Source organism: Gordonia sihwensis, assembly GCF_029632925.1.
Classification (GTDB): Bacteria; Actinomycetota; Actinomycetes; order Mycobacteriales; family Mycobacteriaceae; genus Gordonia; species Gordonia sihwensis.
In genome coordinates, this window is sequence record NZ_CP121248.1 from 636,035 (window position 1) to 654,103 (window position 18,069).

The window sequence follows — 18,069 nt, forward strand, 5'->3', positions numbered from 1 at the left end:
GCGCGACCGAATCGCGCCGAACGGCGTGTTCGCTCAGTCGAATCTCAGTTGTGGATATAAGACTGTAACCATGCGCATCCTGGTGGTGGACGACGATCGTGCGGTCCGCGAATCGCTCCGACGGTCGCTCAGCTTCAACGGATACTCGGTCGAGACCGCGGGCGACGGGCTGGAGGCGCTGGAGAAGGTGATCGCCGATCGCCCGGACCTGATGATTCTGGACGTGATGATGCCGCGTCTGGACGGTCTCGAGGTGTGCCGGCGACTCCGGTCGGCGGGCGACGACCTGCCGATCCTCGTGCTCACTGCCCGCGATTCGGTCTCGGAGCGGGTCAGCGGGTTGGACGCGGGCGCCGACGACTACCTGCCCAAGCCCTTCGCACTCGAGGAACTGCTGGCCCGGTTGCGGTCGCTGCTGCGCCGCACCACCCGGGACGAGGAGGAGAGCGAGGCGGTCTCCTTCGCCGACCTCACCCTCGACCCCGTGACCCGCGAGGTGACCCGAGGCGAGCGCCAGATCAGCCTCACCCGCACGGAGTTCGCGCTGTTGGAGATGCTGATGAGCAACCCGAAGCGGGTGCTGACCCGCAGTCGCATCCTCGAGGAGGTGTGGGGCTACGACTTCCCGACCTCCGGCAACGCGCTGGAGGTCTACATCGGCTACCTGCGCCGCAAGACCGAGGCCGACGGCGAGCCGCGTCTGATCCACACCGTGCGCGGCGTCGGATACGTTCTGCGCGAGGGCACCCCGTAGCCGATGCGTGGTCCGTTCCGCCTGACGCGCGCGGTCTCACTGCGACGCCGCGTCGCGCTCCTGGCCGCCGCGGTGGTCCTGCTGTCGGCGGTGCTGATGGCCGGAGCCGCGTATTTCGTGGTGTCGCGCGCGATGTACAACGACGTCGACACCCAGCTCGTCGCCCGTGCCGACGGTCTCACCGCCCTCGCCAAGCTCGGCCGGCTGAGCAACGGTCCCGAGGCGCTGGTGGCGGGCACCGTGTTCTCCACGTCCATCTCGATCGCCCTGATCGAGCAGGACGGCCGCGCCATCATGGTCGGCGACGTCCCCTTCGGGGATCCGGAGAAGGATGTGGCGAAGTCGACCAATCCGCCGGGCAAGCTCAATCAGAGTCTGCGAACCACCGCCAACCACCGGGTGCTGGCGCGCAAACTGTCCGACGGCAGCACGCTGGTGCTGGCGCAGTCGCTGGACCGGACGGACGCGGTCCTCGGCCGGCTCGGCTCGGTGCTGTTCATCGTCGGCGGAGCGGGGGTGGCCTTCGCCGCGATCGCCGGAACCGCGGTGGCCCGCACCGGACTGCGCCCGGTCACCCGTCTCACGGCCGCGGCCGAACGCGTCGCACGAACTCAGGACCTCACGCCGATCCCGGTGACCGGCAAGGACGAACTCGCGCGGCTCACCGAGAGTTTCAACACGATGCTGCGCGCGCTCGCCGAGTCGCGCGACAAGCAGGCCCGTCTCGTCGCCGACGCCGGACACGAACTCAAGACTCCGCTCACCTCGCTGCGCACCAATCTCGAACTGCTCATCGCCTCATCGGCACCGGGTGCACCGCCCGTACCCGCGGCCGACATGGTGGAACTGCGCTCGGATGTGATGGCGCAGATCGAGGAACTGTCGACCCTGGTCGGCGATCTCGTCGACCTCGCGCGCGACGACGCGCTGGAGGCCGTGCACCAGGAGGTCGCCCTCGAAGACGTCATCGACGCCGCGCTCGAGCGGGTCCGGCGCCGGCGCGCCGACATCGACTTCGACGTGGAAACCGTTCCGTGGTTCGTCTTCGGTGAGGAGCACGGCCTCGCGCGGGCGGTGCTGAACGTGCTCGACAACGCAGCGAAGTGGAGTCCGCCTGGCCGCACCGTGCACGTGCGGCTCCATCAGGTGGGACCGGCCAGTGCCGACCTGACGGTGGCCGACGCGGGGCCGGGCATCGCCCCGGAGGATCGCGAGATGGTGTTCGAACGGTTCTACCGCGCCGATGCGACTCGATCGATGCCGGGTTCGGGCCTCGGCCTGGCGATCGTGCGGCAGGTTCTCACCCGTCTCGGGGGCTCGGTGGTGGCCGAGGGATCCGACCAGGGAGGTGCGCTGATTCGCATGCGGATACCCGGTCTGCCGCACCATACTGAGCCCGATCCGATCGTCGTGAGACGCTGACGATCGTTCACAGGTACTCGGCAGGAACCTCGCAGTAACTCGGCAACGGGGACTGAGCGGCTTCACAGAATGGTGCAATAGGGTTTAATCCATGACCAACGGCGAACACCCCGGCAACGACGATTGGCGTCAGGTCCCCGGAGATCCGAATCAACCTCCGACCGGCGGACTTCCCACGAATCCCTACGGCAGTGCGGACGCTGGAAACCATTCACCGGGCTCGCCGTCGAACCCGCCCAGCGGTCAGTTCCCGTCGCCGCCTCCGGGAGCGACCGGCCCGCTCGGTCAGTACCCGCGGCCCGATCAGCCGACCGCGCCGTACTACCAGCAGCAGCCGGGCGGAACCGCACCGCTAGGGCAGATGCCGCAGGCGCCCGGATCGTCGTCGGCCGACGTTCCACCGGCACGGTCGAACGGGGGTCGCAAGCTTCTCATCGGCGCCGTGGCCGTCGCGCTCCTCGCGGGCGGCGCGGGAGGAGCGATCGGCGCCTCGGTCGCGGGCGGTTCGGACAAAGACGGATCGTCGACGTCGAACGTCGTCGCCTCCGGACCCACCAACACCGCGCAGCCCAGTGCCGCGCCGGGTTCGGTCCAGGCCACCGCGGCCCAGGTCCTCCCGTCGGTCGTCTCGATCACCGTCGAGGTCGGGAATCAGGTCGGATCGGGCTCGGGCGTCATTCTCAGCGACAACGGCGTGATCCTGACCAACAACCATGTCATCAGCGCCGGCGGCGGTAAGCCCGCGGACAAGATCCTGGTCAGCTTCTACGACGGCAGTCGAGCGATGGCGAAGGTGCTCGGCACCGATCCCACATCCGACATCGCGGTCATCCAGGCCGACAAGACCGGTCTGAGGCCGATCACCATCGGCTCGTCGGCCAACCTCTCGGTAGGCCAGGAGGTGATCGCCGTCGGGTCGCCGCTCGGACTCGAAGGGACGGTCACGACCGGCATCATCAGTTCCCTGAACCGGCCGGTGTCCACCTCCGGCGCCGACGGTTCGGTGGAATCGGTGATGGACGCCATCCAGACCGACGCGGCGATCAACCCGGGCAACTCCGGCGGTGCACTCGTCAACGCCAACGGTGCGTTGATCGGCATCAACACCGCCATCGCGACCGTGAACGGCGGCACTGAGCAGCAGTCCGGCAGCATCGGCCTGGGTTTCGCGATTCCGGTGGACCAGGCGATGCGGATCGCGAACGCGCTGCGCTCGGGCGGCCGTGTCCAGCAGGCGAGCCTCGGCGTCAACGTCCGGCCCAGCAGCGACGTGACGCAGCCGGGCGCCCAGGTGGTGAATGTCGTCGGCGGCGGTGCCGCCGATCAGGCGGGAATCCCGAAGGGCGCGGTCATCACGCAGGTCGAAGACCGCAAGATCGCTTCGTCGGACGCGCTCGTCGCCGCTATCCGTTCCTATGCTCCGGGGGATACCGTGAAGATCACGTACGTCGTCAACGGGCAGACCAAGACCGTCGACGTGAAGCTGGGCGCCAGCTGATCGGCACCGGGCGCCCGGAGGACAAGCCACACACGAGCGCCGCGACGGCGGTGCACTCGAGGAAGGTCGAATCATGATTGACGCCGCAGAAGCCGAAGCCGAAGCCGTGGTCCAGGGCATCGTGACGCCGCGGGCCCTGGTGGTGGTGATCGACGACCGCGCCGTCGGCGGGGAGGATCACGATCTGCTGGGGCCGCTGGTGGTGGAACTGCTCGAGGAGGCGGACTTCCACGTCGACGCGACCACCACGGTCTCCGGCGACGAGGTGGAGATCCGGAACGCGATCAACACCGCCGTGATCGGCGGCGTCGATCTCGTCGTCTCGGTCGGCGGTGTCGGGGTGGGGCCGCGGGACGTGACGCCCGAGGCGGCCGAGCCCCTGCTCGATCGTCGGCTGGCCGGCATCGAGGAGGCCATTCGCAGTTCGGGACTGTCCGCGGGCGCTACCGACGCGGGGCTCTCGCGCGGACTCGCCGGCATCTCGGGGCAGACGGTCGTGGTCAATCTCGCCGACTCCCGCGCGGCCGTCCGTGACGGCATGGCGACGCTGATCCCGTTGGCGCATCACGTCATCGCCGCGATCAGTGAGTTCTGAGACGTCTTCGGCCGACCGGTCGGAGGAGGAGGCGTGGCGTCGCAAGCGGCGCCTCGACGCCGTCTTCGGCGATGAATTGCCCGAGGTCAGGACCGACCCGGGCGAAGACGCGCATTCCGGGCGTGGTCGTCGTTGGTACGACGAGAACCGGCCCCCACACCATAACTAGCGGGTAAGTGACCCTTCTCACGTGAAATCCGGCAATCCTCTCCGGCGCCGAGCGGCGACTGTGCGGCTGGGTTAATCTAAGCCGCGGCTGAGAATCCATTATCTGCCGCACAGTCTTAAGCCGACCGTGGTGTCGGTCACGTTGAAGGGTGATACGTGTGAAGTTCAGTGGTGTCGGTAAGCGCCGCGCTGCAGCCCTGGCTGCAGTCGCGCTCACCGCAGTAACCGGAGCAGTAGTCGGAGCAGGTCAGGCTGACGCAGGTCGTCTGCCGGGTGGCCGCACCAAGGCTGTCGGTGTCGACGGCCAGGTGGTGGAGATCTCGCGCAGCGGCGAGAGCAGCCGGATCATGCCGTCGTTGGCCGCCAACGGTGCGGGCCGCGCGGCCGCCGTGTCGGGAACCTACAAGACGACCTTGAGCAAGGGCACCGGTGTCATGACCGTCGGTTACCTGGTCGGTTGCCAGGTGAACCTGACGGGCTTCACCGGCACGCTCAGCGGATCGTTCGACCTGTCGGGAGGCGTGTCCGGTAGCGGTTCGCTGTCCGTGCCGCTGGCTCCGGGCCAGGTCGTGTACGCCAAGACGGACAAGATCAGCCTCAAGAAGAGCAAGGGCACGATCATGGTCGACAGCTTCTCGATCGACGTGCAGCAGTGCGGCGGGTACGCCTCGGCGCGCTCGGTGGTCCAGGTGGTCGCGGCCGACGGCTACGACGCCGAGGAGAAGTCCCTGTCCGGCAACAGCGGTTACGTGCAGGCCAACCTGCTCGGCACCCCGTTCAGCCTCGGCTGACCCGAGATCACAGACTCACGAGGTAGAAGAATGAACAAGCGCGTAGTCCGCGGTCTCACCGCGTCCGCAGCACTCGCCGGCGCCGTCGCCGCCGGCGCCACGCTCGCCGCTCCGGCCAATGCCGTCGCACTGCCGAGCGTCTCGAAGACCAAGTCGCTGCCCGAGGGCAGCGTCACCATCAAGCTGTACGGCGAGTCGGCCAGGATCGGCCGCGCCGTCACCAGCACCCCGCTTTCCCGCGAGGTCTTCGTCTCCGGCAAGGTCAGCGTCAAGACCACCGGCGGCGTCAAGGGCGGCAGTGTCAATGCCGGCTACATCGTCGGTTGCCAGGTCAACTTCGGTGCCGACATGGGCGCCACCGGCAAGATCACCGGCAGCATCCCGGATCAGACGGTCACGCTAGACCCGAAGGCATTCGGGGGCACGGGCGGCATCAAGCTGTCCCCGGGCAAGGCTGTCTACACGCCGGTCATCCATTCCGTGGTCGACGACTACGAGACCAACGCGTTCACCTTCAAGAACGCTCAGGGCGGCGTCGCCTACAGCAACGAGCGCTTCGGCGTCGACGGCTGCGCGGGCTACGCCCAGGCGCGTGCCAAGGTGACCGTCCGCGTCTCCACCGACACTTACGTCGGCAACGTGACGCTCTACGGCAAGCCGTTCAGCATCGGCTGACCGAGCACCAGGCGAAAAAGGGCCGCGACCTCCGAGGAGGTCGCGGCCCTTTCCTGTGCCGGTGGCTTTCGAGCCGGGCGCCGGTCAGCGGCGGTAGTCGTCCAGCAGGCCGACCAGTTCGGCGAAGAGTTGCTGGTTGAGTCGGAAGGCCACCCGGACCTCGTCGACGATGCGCTCGCGGTCGGCGGCGCTGAGCGAATCGCCGATCGCGTCGAGCTTGGCCCGGTACGCGTCCTTGTAGGGCTTGTTCGCGGTGGCGAGCTCGAAGGAGTACATCGAGACGCCCTCGCCGCCGAGCTCGAACTCCCGGTCCAGGAGGCGGCCGATGGCCTGGCCGCCGGACAGGTCGCCGAGGTAGCGCGTGTAGTGGTGAGCCACCAGATGGCCACCCCACGACGCGGATTCGGTGATGCGCGCGGCATAGGCGTCGGCGGCCGGAGAGTCGACCGGCTCGGGAACGATGCCCCCGCGCGCGCTCCAGTGAGCCAGATCGGCGTCGATCGTCGCGACCCGCTCCAGCGCCGGGTCGTGGACCAGTGACACCTGGGGGTCGTCGGCGAGGGCACGCGATGCGCGCTCGAGCGCGTCGTACACGATGCGCAGGCGCTGCAGGTAAGCGATGTACCCAGCCTCGTTGATCCGGCCGGCCAGCAGCTCAGAGATGAACTCGGAGTTCTCGGCCTGCTCGTGCTCGGAGGACGATCCCTGCTTCATCTGCTCCGACAAGCGGAGGTCTGCCGCGAGGTCGGGAGATGCGGTGGTCGGCATAACGTCCCCTTCAGAGATCGAGTTAAAGGCAAGGCTAAGGTAACAATTTCGCGTCGTACACGCGAGTCGGAGTGCCCGAAAACGACGCACGGCACCCGCCCCGCAGCGGGTGCCGTGCGTCTCGTCGAGAATTCGGTCTCGTCGATGAGTCAGCGTGAGTGACGCGGCGCGTCACCGGGATTCTGACCCGGAGGCGGCGGGTACTGGCCCGGAGCGTACTGACCCGGGGGCAGATTGCCCGGAGGCGGGTACTCGCCCGGCGCCGGATTCGGGGTCGGAAAGCCTCCGGTCGGCGGGCCGGACGGCGGCGTGAAACCCTGGTGCCCCGGCTGCTGCTCGTGCTGCGGGTGGGCCTGCGGCGGAGCCTGCTGCGCCTGAGGCGGGATGTTCATGGTCTGCGTCCGATCGCCGTAGCCGGGTGACGGGGGAGGCGCCATCGGCGCAGGCGTCGGTGCCGGCTCGCGGTTCGCGCGATCGGCGGCAGCCATCTCCGCCTCCTTCGCGGCCTTCTCGGCTTCGTCGCGCTCCTTGGCGTCGGGGTCGAGGGCATTGCGGATCTGCGTCAGCAGGACGATCTCGGGATCCGGATCCTCCTCCTTGTCCTGGAGCTTCCGGAGTTCCTGCAGCTTGTTGTACGGAACGACGATCAGGAAGTAGACCACCGCGGCGACGATGATGAAGTTGATGACCGCGGAGATGACGGCACCGAAGTCGAGGAAGGTCGCGGGGTCGTCGGACTTGATCGAGAATCCGAACCCGCAGATCTGGGCGGGGCCACTGGCGGCGCCGTCCGCGGTGGGGCAGTCGCCGCTGGGAATCGTGGCGAGGAGGGGATTGATGATCTTCTCGGTGAATGCGGTGACAATCGCCGTGAACGCCGCACCGATGATCACCGCTGTGGCCAGTTCGACCACATTGCCCCGCATTATGAAGTCTTTGAAACCTTTGAGCACGCGCGTCCCCTCTGATCTTGGTGCTATTGCTGGTTGCTGAGTCTAAACCACATATAAAGGTTTCGTGCGGTGGAACAGGACCGTTCGGCTGTCATTCAGTGGAGTATGACGGCCAAGGCCATGTCTAATCCGGTCGATGCCACTCGGCGGGCCGCCTGCTCGTTCATCGCCAGAAGAATCGGCGTCGCCGCCGAGTTCATCGGTTTGCCCGACGGATTCGACGGTTCGCCGGCGACTATCGCGCCTCGGGCCAGAACGGTGGCCTCCGAATCGAGGACGTCCACCACGTCGCCCTGGCGGACCAGGGCGACGACCGACTCGTCGGCGGGGCGGATCGGCACCAGCCGCGCTCCCGGATCGCCGGTCAGTGCGGTGGGCAGCCGCGACGTGAGCAGCCGTGTCTCGGTGATCATCTCGCCGCGGCGCACCGGTCCGGTCAGCTTGCGGCCGATCGCGGAGCCGGTATCGGTGAGCGCACCGGGAGGGGACAGGTCGGCCGGTACGGCACGCGCGGCGAGATCCGCGGCGGTGAGGAGAGTGCCCGGTCGAAGATCGGTCGCAGCCGTCAGTACGATCGGCGAACCGACGTGCCGCCGCGATACGGCGAATGCGCCGAGCGCGGCGATGACGAGAAGTGCCGCAGCGATTCGTCGAATCCGAATTGACCGAAATCGTCCAGTGCCGAGAATGGCCTGCACCCGAGACAACGCGCTCGGTGAGAGGTGGCCGGGGCGATGCGAAATCGTCATACCTCAACAGTCCGCTGGGTGGCGCCGCCGGTCGTGGGCAATTCGCCGATTGTGGATGCGCACGCTCGCTCGACAACGATTTCCACAGATTCGGTGTCTGCAAAGATGTGTACATGAGCGATCACGGGGTCTACGGCCCATCGACGACCGACTCGGGGACCGATCAGGGATCGTCGCGGCGACAGGCGTGGAAGGGCTGGATCAGCGGTGACATCCAGGGCGGCGCGGTTCTTCTGGTCGCCGCACTGCTCGGCTTCGCCCTCGCGAACTCGCCGTGGCGCGAGGGGTATCACTCGATGCTGGAAACCGTGGTGGGGCCGGCGTCGCTTCATCTCGACCTGTCGCTGGCCGAGTGGGCGGCCGACGGTCTGCTCGCGATCTTCTTCTTCGTCGTCGGGCTCGAACTCAAGCACGAATTCGTCGCAGGCAGTCTGCGTGACCCGCGCCGCGCCGGTGTGCCCGTGGCGGCGGCGGTGGGCGGGATGGTGGTTCCCGCACTCATCTATGTGGCGATCGTCGCCACCAACGATCCCGAGGCGCTGCGCGGGTGGGCGACGCCGACCGCTACCGACATCGCCTTCGCGCTGGCGGTGTTCGCGATCTTCGGCGCAGGACTGCCCAGCGCGCTGCGCGTCTTCCTGATGACACTCGCGGTGGTCGACGACCTGCTCGGAATCATCGTGATCGCCACGGTCTACACCGAGACCATCGACTTCGTGATGCTCGCGATCGGGCTGGTCTGCGTCGTGGCCTTCGGGTTCGCGGTGAGATTGCGTCGCACGCACTGGTGGATTCTGGCGCCGCTGGGGCTGGCCGCGTGGGGATTCGTCCACGCGTCCGGTGTCCATTCCACCGTGGCCGGCGTCCTCCTCGGTTTCGCGGTCCCCGCCGCTCTGGTATTCGACGAGCGTCACCCGCGCACCGAATCGTTCGCGGAGACCGTGGCGCCGATCTCGGCGGGCATCGCCCTGCCGTTGTTCGCGTTCGCCTCTGCGGGTGTGACGGTCATCGGGGTGGGGCACATCGTGCAGCCGGTGAGCATCGGCGTGTTCTGCGGTCTCGTGGTCGGCAAAGTGCTCGGAGTGGTGGTCACCACCTTCCTGGTGACACGGCTGACGCCGCTGCGTCTCGCGGAGGGCATCTCTGTGCGCAGCCTCGTGCCCGTGGGACTGCTGACAGGTATCGGCTTCACAGTCGCACTGCTGATCGCCGAACTGTCGTTCTCCGACGCCACCGGTCTCCCCGCGGATCACCAACCCGCGGCGAAGGTGGGGATCCTGCTCGGTTCGCTGGTCGCGGCCGTCCTCGGCGGTGCGTTGCTCCGGTGGGACGTGCGGCATGCGCGCGTGAACGGCGAGGCCGCCGTCGAGCTGGACGACTAGGCCGAAAGCACTCGATCCGCACCGTCGCTGGCACTCGGAATGATTGAGTGCCAGATTCGGTTTACACTAGACAACGAGTTCTCGACCTTCGGAGGTTTCCGTGCCCACCTACAGCTACGCGTGCACTGAGTGCGACAACAAGTTCGACATCCAGCAGGCGTTCTCTGACGACTCGCTGACCGAGTGCCCGCAGTGCAGCGGCCGCTTGCGCAAGCTCTTCAATTCGGTCGGCATCGTCTTCAAGGGCAGCGGTTTCTACCGCACCGACTCTCGCTCGGGCGGATCGGTGGCGGCCAATTCCTCCTCCAGCGACTCCGGCTCGACCTCGTCGTCGTCCGACTCGTCGACGAGCGGTTCGGCCTCCGGGACGAGCGCCGCGGCGGCACCGGCGGCAGCCTCCGCCTGACACGGGCTCGCGCGGGTCGCTCCGCGCAAATGTCCGATCAGCCCGGTGACACGCGGCTGAATCCGCCGCCCGGGGTCAGCACCCAGTCCATCGGGACGTCGTTGGCCTCGTGCGGGACGCCGTCGTCGAACAACTCGGCATCGTGCACCACGGCCACCACCGGCGCCTCCACGGCGGCGAGGGTGCGGTCGTAATAGCCGGCACCCCGGCCGAGCCGCGCGCCGGTGCGGTCGGCGGCCACCGCCGGGACCAGGATGAGGGCGGCGTCGTGCAGCACATCCGGATCGAGCCGGTAGCCCTGAGGTTCGAGTAGGCGCCACCGGCCCTGAGTCAGTGAGCTCTCGCCGCGGTACTCGCCCCACTGCAGTCGTGCCGGATCGCCCTCGGGGACGATCGGAAGCAGCACCCGCAGCCCCTGATCGAGCAGCGCGTCGAGCATCGCCGTCCCGCCGGGTTCGGCGCGGGTGGCGACGTATGCTGCGACCGTGTCGCCCGCGGCGAGTTCGACGGGCAACCGATACATCCATTCGGCGAGTTCCGCATTGCACTGGGCGAGAACGAAGGGCGACATCCGGGACCTGGCATCGAGGACGCGGCGCCGCATGTCGGACTTTTCGGTGCTCATGGCTCCCTTTCAGAGACTCACGTCCGATCCTGCCAGAAACGGCCATTACGCTGAGGCACATGTCCGACACCTCCGCTCGACCGTCAGGCCGGCGCGCCGTGATGCATGCGCCGCCCATCCCGTACACCGCCGTCGTTCCCGCGGCCGGTCTCGGCACCAGGTTTCTGCCGGCCACCAAGACGGTGCCGAAGGAACTGCTGCCCATCGTCGACACCCCCGGCATCGAGTTGGTGGCCGAAGAGGCGAAGTCGGCGGGTGCCGAGCGGCTGCTGATCGTCACCTCGCCGGGTAAAGACGGTGTGGTCGCGCACTTCGTCGAAGACCTGGTCCTCGAGGGCCGCCTCGCCAAGCGCGGCAAGGAGGCGATGCTCGCCAAGGTGCGGAACGCCCCGTCGCTGCTGGAGGTGGACTCGGTAGTGCAGGACCGCCCGCTCGGCCTCGGCCACGCCGTCGGCTGCGTGGAACCGGAACTGGCTGACGACGAGGATGCGATCGCGGTGCTGCTGCCCGACGATCTGGTGCTGCCCGGCGGAGTCCTCGGCCGGATGGCGGCCGCACACGCTCGGTACGGCGGCAGCGTCCTGTGCGCGATCGAGGTGCCCGGGGAGAAGATCAGCGCGTACGGCGTATTCGACGTCGAGGAGGTCGCCGACGATCCGGAGGTCAAGCGGGTGCGCGGCATGGTCGAGAAGCCGCCCGCAGCGGAAGCTCCCTCGAATCTGGCGGCGGCGGGCCGGTACATCCTCGACCGCAAGATCTTCGACGCGTTGCGCACCATCGAGCCGGGCGCGGGCGGCGAACTCCAGCTGACGGATGCGATCGCGTTGTTGATCGAGTGGGGCGAGCCCGTCCATGTCGTGGTCCACGAGGGCAGCCGGCACGATCTCGGGAATCCCGGCGGATACCTGAAGGCCGCCGTCGACTTCGCTCTCGACCGTGACGACTACGGTCCGGAGCTGCGGGAATGGCTGGTTCGACGGCTCGCCGACGACTGACCGATCTCGCTGTGTTCAGCGCGCCTGCGGGCTCTGCGCGGAGCGGGCCGTTAGCCTCGAACTGCGCGTTGCCCGGTCGTGCGAGCGGTCGGCGCGCACCGATCTGAGACCACTCGGGGGACGTGAGGAGAACTATGCGCTCGGTCGAGGACCATTTGAGCCTCGTGACGGCTTCGGTGGTCGCACCGCGACCGGTGCAGGTGGCCATCTCCGAGGCCGAGGGCCTGCTGTGCGCGGAGGAGGTCGTCACCTCCGACCCGCTGCCCGGTTTCGATCAAGCCGCCGTCGACGGTTACGCGGTGCGCGCGGTGGATGTGGCGCCGGCCGGCGCTCCCGCCCCCGACGATGTGACCGAGCTGAACGCGGACGGGATCGAGGTGGAGGAACTCGACGACAGCGGCCGGCTCGTGGTGCATCTCCCGGTGGTCGGAGACGTGACCGCGGGTTCGCGCACCCCGACCCGGCTGCAGCCGGGACAGGCGGTCCGGGTCGAGACCGGAGCGCCGATGCCCACGCTGGCCGACGCGGTCGTGCCGGTCAGATGGACCGACGGGGGCGAATCGCGGGTGATGGTCGGGCACGCCGTCGACAGCGGCGACTACGTCCGGCGCACCGGCGACGACGTCCGTCCCGGTGACGTCGCGGTCAGCGCGGGCGCGGTGATCGGCCCCGCGCAGGTCGGTCTGCTGGCCGCGGTCGGACGGTCGCGGGTCCTGGTGCATCCGCGACCGCGGGTCTCGGTGATCGCCGTCGGCAACGAACTGGTCGACATCGATCGGAAACCCGGTGCCGGGCAGGTCTTCGACATCAACAGCTATTCCCTCGCGGCCGCCGCGCGCGACGCCGGCGCCGACGTGCACCGCGTCGGGATCGCCGAGCGCGACCCCGCCCGCCTGCGCGAAGCCGTGGAGGCCCAGCTGATCCGGTCGGAGATCGTGGTGATCTGCGGATCGATCGGCGGGGCCGCGTCGCGCGCCGTGGGCGAGGCGCTCGCCGATCTCGGCGACCTCGAGATCGGGCGTGTGGCAATGCATCCGGGATCGGTGCAGGGCTTCGGACGGCTCGGGCGGGACGAGATCCCCACCTTCCTGCTGCCCGCCAACCCGGTCAGCGCGCTCGTCACCTTCGAAGTGATGGTCCGGCCCCTCATCCGCATCGCCCTCGGCAAACGGCAGCCGATGCGGCGCATGGTGACGGCACGGACGATCGGCCCGATTCTGTCGGTGGAGGGCCGGCGCGGATTCCTGCGCGGCCAGCTGATGCGCGACGAGCGGTCCGGGGAGTATCTCGTCCAGGTGATCGGCGAGTCGGAGAGCGGCGCCTCCCATCTGCTGGCGGAGTTGGCCGAGGCCAACTGCCTGATCGTGGTGGACGAGGACGTCGAAGAACTGCGGACCGGTGATCACGTCGATGTCATGTTCTTGGCGCAGCGCGGATAGCGGGCCGGGCCGCCTGACTACAATCGCCCTGTGCTGAGGTGGTTGGTCGATTCGCCGCGGAGCCCGGGTTGGCCGGCGGAGCTGGGACCCGTCCGGGTCAAGTCCGGTGTGGTTCGCGTGCGCCCGATCCGGATGCGTGATGCGGGCGAGTGGAGTCGACTGCGGATCAAAAACCAGAACGACCTGCTTCCGTGGGAACCGACCGGCCAGGGGCCGTGGGACGCGCGCCACCAGCCGTCGTCCTGGGCGCCGCTGTTCTCGCTCCTGAAGTCCGAGGCCAAGCGCGGAACGGTGCTGCCCTTCGTGATCGAGGTGGACGGGCGATACGCCGGGCAGCTGACCATCGGCAACGTTCAGCGCGGGGCGGTGCGCAGCGCGTGGATCGGGTACTGGGTCGATTCCGACGTGGCGGGCGGTGGCGTGGCCTCGGCCGCCGTGGCGCTGGGTGTCGATCACGCCTTCGGGCCGGTCGGACTGCACCGGCTGGAAGCCACCGTGCAGCCGGAGAACGCGGCGTCGCAGGCGGTGCTGACCAAGATCGGCTTCCGTCGCGAGGGATTGTTGAAGCGGTACATGGATGTGAACGCGCGGTGGCGCGACCATCTGCTGTTCGGGCTCACCGTCGACGAGGTGTCGGGGAGCGCGGTCGACACACTGATCCGCGCCGGTCGCGCCCACGCCGTCTGAGGTGCTGATCGTTCGCTGAGAAATGGAAGTTCCCCGGCGCGCCTGAGCCGCACGCCGTCGGACGGTTCCTACCCTGTGGAGTGGATACTCGTCGCTCGACCCGGAAAGGAGCTGCCGGTCATGCCGACTTCTGTGCTGTGGGTGACCCTGATCGCAGTTTGGCTGTTCGTGCTGGTCCCCATGGTGCTGCGCGGTCGGCCTCAGGCCCGCAAGACAACCGAAGCGGCTGCGAACACCCGCCTGGTGCACCGTGGCGGCTCGAGTCGGCGGACGTCGAGCAGGACCGCGGCTCGGGCGCGCGCCGCCCAGCGCGCAGCCGCGAAGGCCGCCGAACAGGCGAAGGCCGCGCAGCGCAAGGCCGACGTCACGGCCGTTTCCGCGACGCAAGCGGCGGACGAAGCGGATGCGGCAGTCGACGATCGGGATGACGACGTCGACCGTCTGGAGGCCGATTCGGGGGTCATCGAGACCGTCGACGCGGAGCTCGTCGACGAAGCCGGAGACCAGACACCGGCGGAGACCGAGGACGACGATGTGGTCGATGTCGAACTCGACGACGCCGACCTGGATGGACTGGACGACGCCGAGATGGTCGACGCCGAAGAGTCTGCCGAGGAGCCTGAGGCGGAGTCTGAGGCGGGGCCGGATGTGGACGTCCTGTCGGCGGTCGAGATGACCGACCAGATCCCGGTGGTTGTAGCGGACGTGGTCGACCTCGACGAGGCACAGGCCGCGCGTGACGCGGATCAGATCCCGGTGGACGAGGCATACGACGAGGCGAACGACGGCGAGGTGTTCGAGGAAGACCAGTACGAGGAGCACGCCGAGGACGACCAGGACGCGTACGAGTACGACGAGTACGACGCCGAGGACGACGAGAGCGAGTACGCGCAGGACGAGTACGCGCAGGACGATGACGACGATGCAGCGGCGGCGGGCGAGTTCGGCTCCGTCCTGGACGACGACGCGGGGTCTGCTCCGACGGCGCGCGAACTGCGCGGTCGCGGCGGGCGCGGACCGGACCATGTGGCCGAACGTGAGCGGATGCAGTACCGCGAACGGCAGCGGATGGTCCTCATCCTGGCAGTGCTCACGATCGGATCTATCGTCGGCGCATTCGTCTTCCGGCCGTGGGGGATCATCGCCGCGGTCGCGATGGTCGCGGTGTTCTCGCTGTACCTGGTGTTCCTGCGCAGAACGGTGCGTGAGGAGCACGCGCGAGCTGCTCAGCGTGCGGCTCGCCGCCGACGTCAGCGGTTGGAGGACGAGCGGCTGCAGTCTCGTCGAGCCGAACCCACCTACGTGGAGCCGCCCGCACGCCTCCGCCGGCCCGGCGGAGCGATCGTCCTCGAGATCGACGACGAGGACCCGGCCTTCGACCATCTCCCGACTTACGACTTCGCCTACCAGTCCGAGTACGACGACAGCGCCGGCGATGATCACGACAGCCCGCAGTTCCGTCGAACGGCTGTGTAACGCTGCCGTGCGGCATGATTCGCCCTAGGCTGGAGACATGAGCGACGACGACCAGTGGTACTTCGATCTCTCCACGGGCAACGTGACGCAGGGAAAGATCGGCAACGTATTCAATCGGATGGGGCCCTATCCGGATGAGGCGACGGCGCGTCGTGCGCTGGAGATCGCCGCCGCGCGCAACGCGGCGGCCGATTCTCAGGACGACGAGGAGTCGTAGGAGTCTTGCGCGAGATGCACGCTGTCAGGGCTGCTCGCCGGTGCTGATCGTGTCGGGGTGGGCGACCACCCATTCCCTGCACAGTTTGGCAGCGCGGCGAAGTGCGATGAGTTCACCGAGATAGCTCGCGGCGCCGCCGACGAACGGGATCCAGCCCAGCCAGCTCAACAGGCGTGGAGAGCCCGGTCGATCGCCGAGCGACCGGGACAGGTCGTGAAGGGTGCGGCCAACGCTCCACAGCCGGGACACGAACGCCTTCTCTCGGCGGGTCGAACCGTCGTCGAAGGGTTCGGCGTCGGCAGGGGATTCGAGTCGGACATCGAGGTTCCGGCCGAACAGGATCGATGCGAGCATCGCGACTGCGGCGTCGCGTGACACCACGCCGTACTCACGGCTCACCGCACGCAGCACCAGCGCCTGGCTGGCGAATCCCAGGTAATCGGACATCGGCAGCTTCTTGGTCCAGGGACCGAAGATGCTGGGGAACGCGACGCCGCCGGTCGTCACCAGACCGATGCGGGAGACCCACCAGTCGGCGCGGTCGCGCAGTGGCAGATCGTCCCATCCGGCGGTACCCGGCCAGTCGAGGACGTTGAGAACGCCGGACGCTGCGACGGCACTGCGGTCGAGGCAGTTCCGTGGATTCTGGAAGGCGTGCGTCCGAGGCTTCAGGTCCAGCGGATCGGCGGTGATGAGCACGTCGAGCATCGGGTCGATCGTCGCGATCGCGCGGTCGAGGACCGTCGCGACCTCTGTATCACTGAGCGCCATGCCGCTGAGCTTATCGTCGTGGGCCGGGGCGTGCAGGTCCCGTCATGGCGACGGGACCTGCGGACAACCCGGGCGATTAGCTGCTCGGCTGGCTCTCCTCGGTGGGAACGCTGTAGGTGCAGTTCGCGGTGGCCGCCGGACCCTTGCTGGTCTGGGTGTTCTTCACCTGGCCGTTCACCAGGATCTCGCAGGTGATCGTCTGGCTCGCGTCGGCCTCGAAGTCGTTCGTGGCGGTGAGGCTGGCGATCTTGCCGAACCCCTGCAGGGTCACGTCCTTGGTCCAGGGCAGCTGCGCTGCGGTGTCCTGGGCCATGTTGAAGTCCTTGTCGCTGTAGGTCACCGACGCGGTACCCCCGCCGGTAACCCGGTAGGTGACGGTGGCGGTGCTGTTCGCGGCCTTGTCGATCTCATTCGCGACGCCGCCGACCATTGCTGAGCAGCCCGCGATCACGGCGATGAACAGCACCACCAGTCCGCCGACGATCCACGGCCACTTCTTTCGCTTCTTCGCCGGCGGCTGCGGGGCGTACGGGTACGGCTGACCGTAAGGATTCGGCTGCTGACCGTACGGATTCGGCTGCTGAGGCTGCGACTCGGGGTTTGTCATCTCGGACTCCTGTGAAAGGTGTTGCCTGAGGGATGAAACCCCTCAGTCGGACATCCGGGATGGTATGCGAAGGGTCGGACAAACCGGCTTAAGTCGTCTAGTCGGACGACAGAACGGCGTCGCGTGAACGGACGCGCGCGGTGGAATGGCGCGCTCAGTAACTCCGCGCGAATCCGAGGACGTTGCTGACGTACTCGGCGGAGTTGTTGTATCGCAGGACGGCGCGGCTCTGCCCGGCCGGATCGGCCAGGTCCAGGTTCTCGTCGCAGAGGTAGCGCGCCGTCGTCAGTGCCGCGTCGAAGAGGTTCTGCGGGTCGGTCTTGCCGTCGCCGTTGCCGTCGGCCGCATAGTGTTCCCACGTCGCGGGGAGGAACTGGGTCGGTCCGACGGCGCGGTCGTACTGCGCGTTGCCGTCGAGGCGTCCGCCATCGGTGTCGGCGATGACCTGGTTGCCGGCGAGCGAGCCGTCGAGGACGGGGCCGTATATCGGATGCCGCAACTGGCCGCGCGAGTCGGCGTCACCGAAGTTGGCGTGCTGCGACTCCACCCGGCCGATTCCTGCGATCAGCTTCCAATCGATATGGCATCGGGGCGTGGTCTTGGCCATCGTGGCCGCAGCCGAGCGGTAGGCCTCGAAGTTGATGCGCGGGATCACGCCGGTCGTCACCGAGGCGGGCAGCGCGGGTGCGGGAGGGGTGGCGTGCCGTGTGGCGGCGACCGGCCGGACTGGGGTCTGGGTGGTCGACGGTGCCGGACGGGGGTCGGCCTCGGCACGGATGGGCGTCGAGGCCGCGGCGTGGTCGGAGGATGCCACGCGGTCCGGGGAACTCGACGTCACGCCCATCAGGGCTCCGGTGACCGGAACCAGGCCGGCCGCGACGAGCAGGGCGGACTTCAGCGGTTTGCGATTCGGATGCATGGTCAGACCTTGGTGTCGGGGAGGGTGGCTTCCTCTCGACAGCCGGCCACGCAGGCGATTCGGGCCGCGAACGGCGGCTGTTCGAGGACTGCGGACGAACGTACATGAGTTCGTCGCGATACCGTTATTAGGTCGTTACCAAGCGCCTATGGTGCTTTGTAGTAGTTCGGTG

20 protein-coding genes are annotated in these 18,069 nt (G+C 68.1%); 13 read left to right on the forward strand and 7 right to left on the reverse strand.

What is annotated here, in order from left to right:
* Positions 1-70 precede the first annotated feature (70 nt).
* The 6 genes from P5P27_RS03195 to P5P27_RS03220 all read left to right on the forward strand — a co-directional run bounded on the left by P5P27_RS03195 (position 71) and on the right by P5P27_RS03220 (position 5,903).
* Complete coding sequence (locus P5P27_RS03195; RefSeq protein ID WP_006894695.1) at positions 71-754, forward strand: response regulator transcription factor; 684 nt, start codon at positions 71-73, stop codon at positions 752-754.
* A 3-nt stretch (positions 755-757) separates the two neighbouring features.
* Positions 758-2,176, forward strand: a complete 1,419-nt coding sequence (locus tag P5P27_RS03200) for a HAMP domain-containing sensor histidine kinase (RefSeq protein WP_278126345.1) — start codon at positions 758-760, stop codon at positions 2,174-2,176.
* A 91-nt stretch (positions 2,177-2,267) separates the two neighbouring features.
* Entirely contained in the window at positions 2,268-3,674 is a 1,407-nt protein-coding gene (locus P5P27_RS03205) for a S1C family serine protease (protein WP_278126346.1), read from the forward strand.
* A 73-nt stretch (positions 3,675-3,747) separates the two neighbouring features.
* On the forward strand, positions 3,748-4,269 hold the full coding sequence (locus tag P5P27_RS03210; protein WP_006894701.1) for a MogA/MoaB family molybdenum cofactor biosynthesis protein: 522 nt from the start codon (positions 3,748-3,750) through the stop codon (positions 4,267-4,269).
* A 326-nt stretch (positions 4,270-4,595) separates the two neighbouring features.
* Positions 4,596-5,228 carry an MspA family porin gene (locus P5P27_RS03215; RefSeq protein ID WP_045538914.1) on the forward strand — a complete coding sequence of 211 codons (633 nt, stop codon included), beginning with the start codon at positions 4,596-4,598 and terminating at the stop codon, positions 5,226-5,228.
* A 30-nt stretch (positions 5,229-5,258) separates the two neighbouring features.
* Positions 5,259-5,903 carry an MspA family porin gene (locus P5P27_RS03220; RefSeq protein WP_045538912.1) on the forward strand — a complete coding sequence of 215 codons (645 nt, stop codon included), beginning with the start codon at positions 5,259-5,261 and terminating at the stop codon, positions 5,901-5,903.
* Between the two features lie 84 nt (positions 5,904-5,987).
* Here the strand turns inward: P5P27_RS03220 and P5P27_RS03225 are convergent, their stop codons facing one another.
* From P5P27_RS03225 to P5P27_RS03235, 3 genes are all read right to left on the reverse strand, one after another.
* The gene (locus P5P27_RS03225; RefSeq protein ID WP_006894704.1) at positions 5,988-6,671 is read right to left on the reverse strand and encodes a biliverdin-producing heme oxygenase; all 684 of its coding nucleotides are present in this window, start codon (positions 6,669-6,671) and stop codon (positions 5,988-5,990) included.
* Between the two features lie 149 nt (positions 6,672-6,820).
* Positions 6,821-7,624, reverse strand: coding sequence for a large conductance mechanosensitive channel protein MscL (mscL, locus tag P5P27_RS03230; protein WP_006894705.1), 804 nt, complete (start codon positions 7,622-7,624; stop codon positions 6,821-6,823).
* A gap of 95 nt (positions 7,625-7,719) precedes the next feature.
* On the reverse strand, positions 7,720-8,373 hold the full coding sequence (locus tag P5P27_RS03235) for an SAF domain-containing protein (protein ID WP_006894706.1): 654 nt from the start codon (positions 8,371-8,373) through the stop codon (positions 7,720-7,722).
* Between the two features lie 113 nt (positions 8,374-8,486).
* Here P5P27_RS03235 and nhaA point away from each other — a divergent pair, with 113 nt between their 5' ends.
* Together nhaA and P5P27_RS03245 are read left to right on the forward strand one after the other, a co-directional pair.
* Positions 8,487-9,755: a Na+/H+ antiporter NhaA gene (gene nhaA / locus P5P27_RS03240; protein WP_006894707.1), complete on the forward strand. Its 1,269-nt coding sequence runs from the start codon at positions 8,487-8,489 to the stop codon at positions 9,753-9,755.
* Between the two features lie 100 nt (positions 9,756-9,855).
* Positions 9,856-10,161 (forward strand): FmdB family zinc ribbon protein, encoded by a 306-nt coding sequence (locus tag P5P27_RS03245; RefSeq protein WP_006894708.1) that lies wholly within the window; start codon positions 9,856-9,858, stop codon positions 10,159-10,161.
* 37 nt (positions 10,162-10,198) lie between these two features.
* Here the strand turns inward: P5P27_RS03245 and P5P27_RS03250 are convergent, their stop codons facing one another.
* Positions 10,199-10,786, reverse strand: a complete 588-nt coding sequence (locus tag P5P27_RS03250; RefSeq protein ID WP_006894709.1) for a 5-formyltetrahydrofolate cyclo-ligase — start codon at positions 10,784-10,786, stop codon at positions 10,199-10,201.
* A gap of 59 nt (positions 10,787-10,845) precedes the next feature.
* On the opposite strand from P5P27_RS03250, the gene P5P27_RS03255 reads away from it, so the two are divergent.
* From P5P27_RS03255 to P5P27_RS03275, 5 genes are all read left to right on the forward strand, one after another.
* Positions 10,846-11,781: a UTP--glucose-1-phosphate uridylyltransferase gene (locus P5P27_RS03255; RefSeq protein WP_039866719.1), complete on the forward strand. Its 936-nt coding sequence runs from the start codon at positions 10,846-10,848 to the stop codon at positions 11,779-11,781.
* A gap of 134 nt (positions 11,782-11,915) precedes the next feature.
* On the forward strand, positions 11,916-13,220 hold the full coding sequence (glp, locus tag P5P27_RS03260) for a molybdotransferase-like divisome protein Glp (protein ID WP_062367640.1): 1,305 nt from the start codon (positions 11,916-11,918) through the stop codon (positions 13,218-13,220).
* A 30-nt stretch (positions 13,221-13,250) separates the two neighbouring features.
* Positions 13,251-13,907, forward strand: coding sequence for a GNAT family N-acetyltransferase (locus P5P27_RS03265; RefSeq protein WP_039866720.1), 657 nt, complete (start codon positions 13,251-13,253; stop codon positions 13,905-13,907).
* 120 nt (positions 13,908-14,027) lie between these two features.
* The gene (locus P5P27_RS03270; protein ID WP_278126352.1) at positions 14,028-15,383 is read left to right on the forward strand and encodes a gephyrin-like molybdotransferase receptor GlpR; all 1,356 of its coding nucleotides are present in this window, start codon (positions 14,028-14,030) and stop codon (positions 15,381-15,383) included.
* A 37-nt stretch (positions 15,384-15,420) separates the two neighbouring features.
* Positions 15,421-15,600, forward strand: a complete 180-nt coding sequence (locus P5P27_RS03275; RefSeq protein WP_006894714.1) for a hypothetical protein — start codon at positions 15,421-15,423, stop codon at positions 15,598-15,600.
* A 24-nt stretch (positions 15,601-15,624) separates the two neighbouring features.
* Here the strand turns inward: P5P27_RS03275 and P5P27_RS03280 are convergent, their stop codons facing one another.
* The 3 genes from P5P27_RS03280 to P5P27_RS03290 form a co-directional block, all read right to left on the reverse strand.
* The gene (locus P5P27_RS03280; RefSeq protein ID WP_278126355.1) at positions 15,625-16,371 is read right to left on the reverse strand and encodes a hypothetical protein; all 747 of its coding nucleotides are present in this window, start codon (positions 16,369-16,371) and stop codon (positions 15,625-15,627) included.
* A gap of 76 nt (positions 16,372-16,447) precedes the next feature.
* Complete coding sequence (locus tag P5P27_RS03285; RefSeq protein WP_006894716.1) at positions 16,448-16,978, reverse strand: MmpS family transport accessory protein; 531 nt, start codon at positions 16,976-16,978, stop codon at positions 16,448-16,450.
* Between the two features lie 154 nt (positions 16,979-17,132).
* Complete coding sequence (locus P5P27_RS03290) at positions 17,133-17,897, reverse strand: lytic transglycosylase domain-containing protein (RefSeq protein WP_278126358.1); 765 nt, start codon at positions 17,895-17,897, stop codon at positions 17,133-17,135.
* Positions 17,898-18,069 lie beyond the last annotated feature (172 nt).

What these genes read in the sequence shown, in the direction of transcription:
- P5P27_RS03195 (WP_006894695.1), top strand. Translation starts at nt 71, where the DNA reads ATGCGCATCCTGGTGGTGGACGACGATCGTGCGGTCCGCGAATCGCTC.
- P5P27_RS03200 (WP_278126345.1), top strand. Translation starts at nt 758, where the DNA reads ATGCGTGGTCCGTTCCGCCTGACGCGCGCGGTCTCACTGCGACGCCGC.
- P5P27_RS03205 (WP_278126346.1), top strand. Translation starts at nt 2,268, where the DNA reads ATGACCAACGGCGAACACCCCGGCAACGACGATTGGCGTCAGGTCCCC.
- P5P27_RS03210 (WP_006894701.1), top strand. Translation starts at nt 3,748, where the DNA reads ATGATTGACGCCGCAGAAGCCGAAGCCGAAGCCGTGGTCCAGGGCATC.
- P5P27_RS03220 (WP_045538912.1), top strand. Translation starts at nt 5,259, where the DNA reads ATGAACAAGCGCGTAGTCCGCGGTCTCACCGCGTCCGCAGCACTCGCC.
- P5P27_RS03225 (WP_006894704.1), bottom strand. Translation starts at nt 6,671, where the DNA reads ATGCCGACCACCGCATCTCCCGACCTCGCGGCAGACCTCCGCTTGTCG.
- P5P27_RS03235 (WP_006894706.1), bottom strand. Translation starts at nt 8,373, where the DNA reads ATGACGATTTCGCATCGCCCCGGCCACCTCTCACCGAGCGCGTTGTCT.
- nhaA (WP_006894707.1), top strand. Translation starts at nt 8,487, where the DNA reads ATGAGCGATCACGGGGTCTACGGCCCATCGACGACCGACTCGGGGACC.
- P5P27_RS03250 (WP_006894709.1), bottom strand. Translation starts at nt 10,786, where the DNA reads ATGAGCACCGAAAAGTCCGACATGCGGCGCCGCGTCCTCGATGCCAGG.
- P5P27_RS03255 (WP_039866719.1), top strand. Translation starts at nt 10,846, where the DNA reads ATGTCCGACACCTCCGCTCGACCGTCAGGCCGGCGCGCCGTGATGCAT.
- glp (WP_062367640.1), top strand. Translation starts at nt 11,916, where the DNA reads ATGCGCTCGGTCGAGGACCATTTGAGCCTCGTGACGGCTTCGGTGGTC.
- P5P27_RS03270 (WP_278126352.1), top strand. Translation starts at nt 14,028, where the DNA reads ATGCCGACTTCTGTGCTGTGGGTGACCCTGATCGCAGTTTGGCTGTTC.
- P5P27_RS03275 (WP_006894714.1), top strand. Translation starts at nt 15,421, where the DNA reads ATGAGCGACGACGACCAGTGGTACTTCGATCTCTCCACGGGCAACGTG.
- P5P27_RS03280 (WP_278126355.1), bottom strand. Translation starts at nt 16,371, where the DNA reads ATGGCGCTCAGTGATACAGAGGTCGCGACGGTCCTCGACCGCGCGATC.
- P5P27_RS03285 (WP_006894716.1), bottom strand. Translation starts at nt 16,978, where the DNA reads ATGACAAACCCCGAGTCGCAGCCTCAGCAGCCGAATCCGTACGGTCAG.
- P5P27_RS03290 (WP_278126358.1), bottom strand. Translation starts at nt 17,897, where the DNA reads ATGCATCCGAATCGCAAACCGCTGAAGTCCGCCCTGCTCGTCGCGGCC.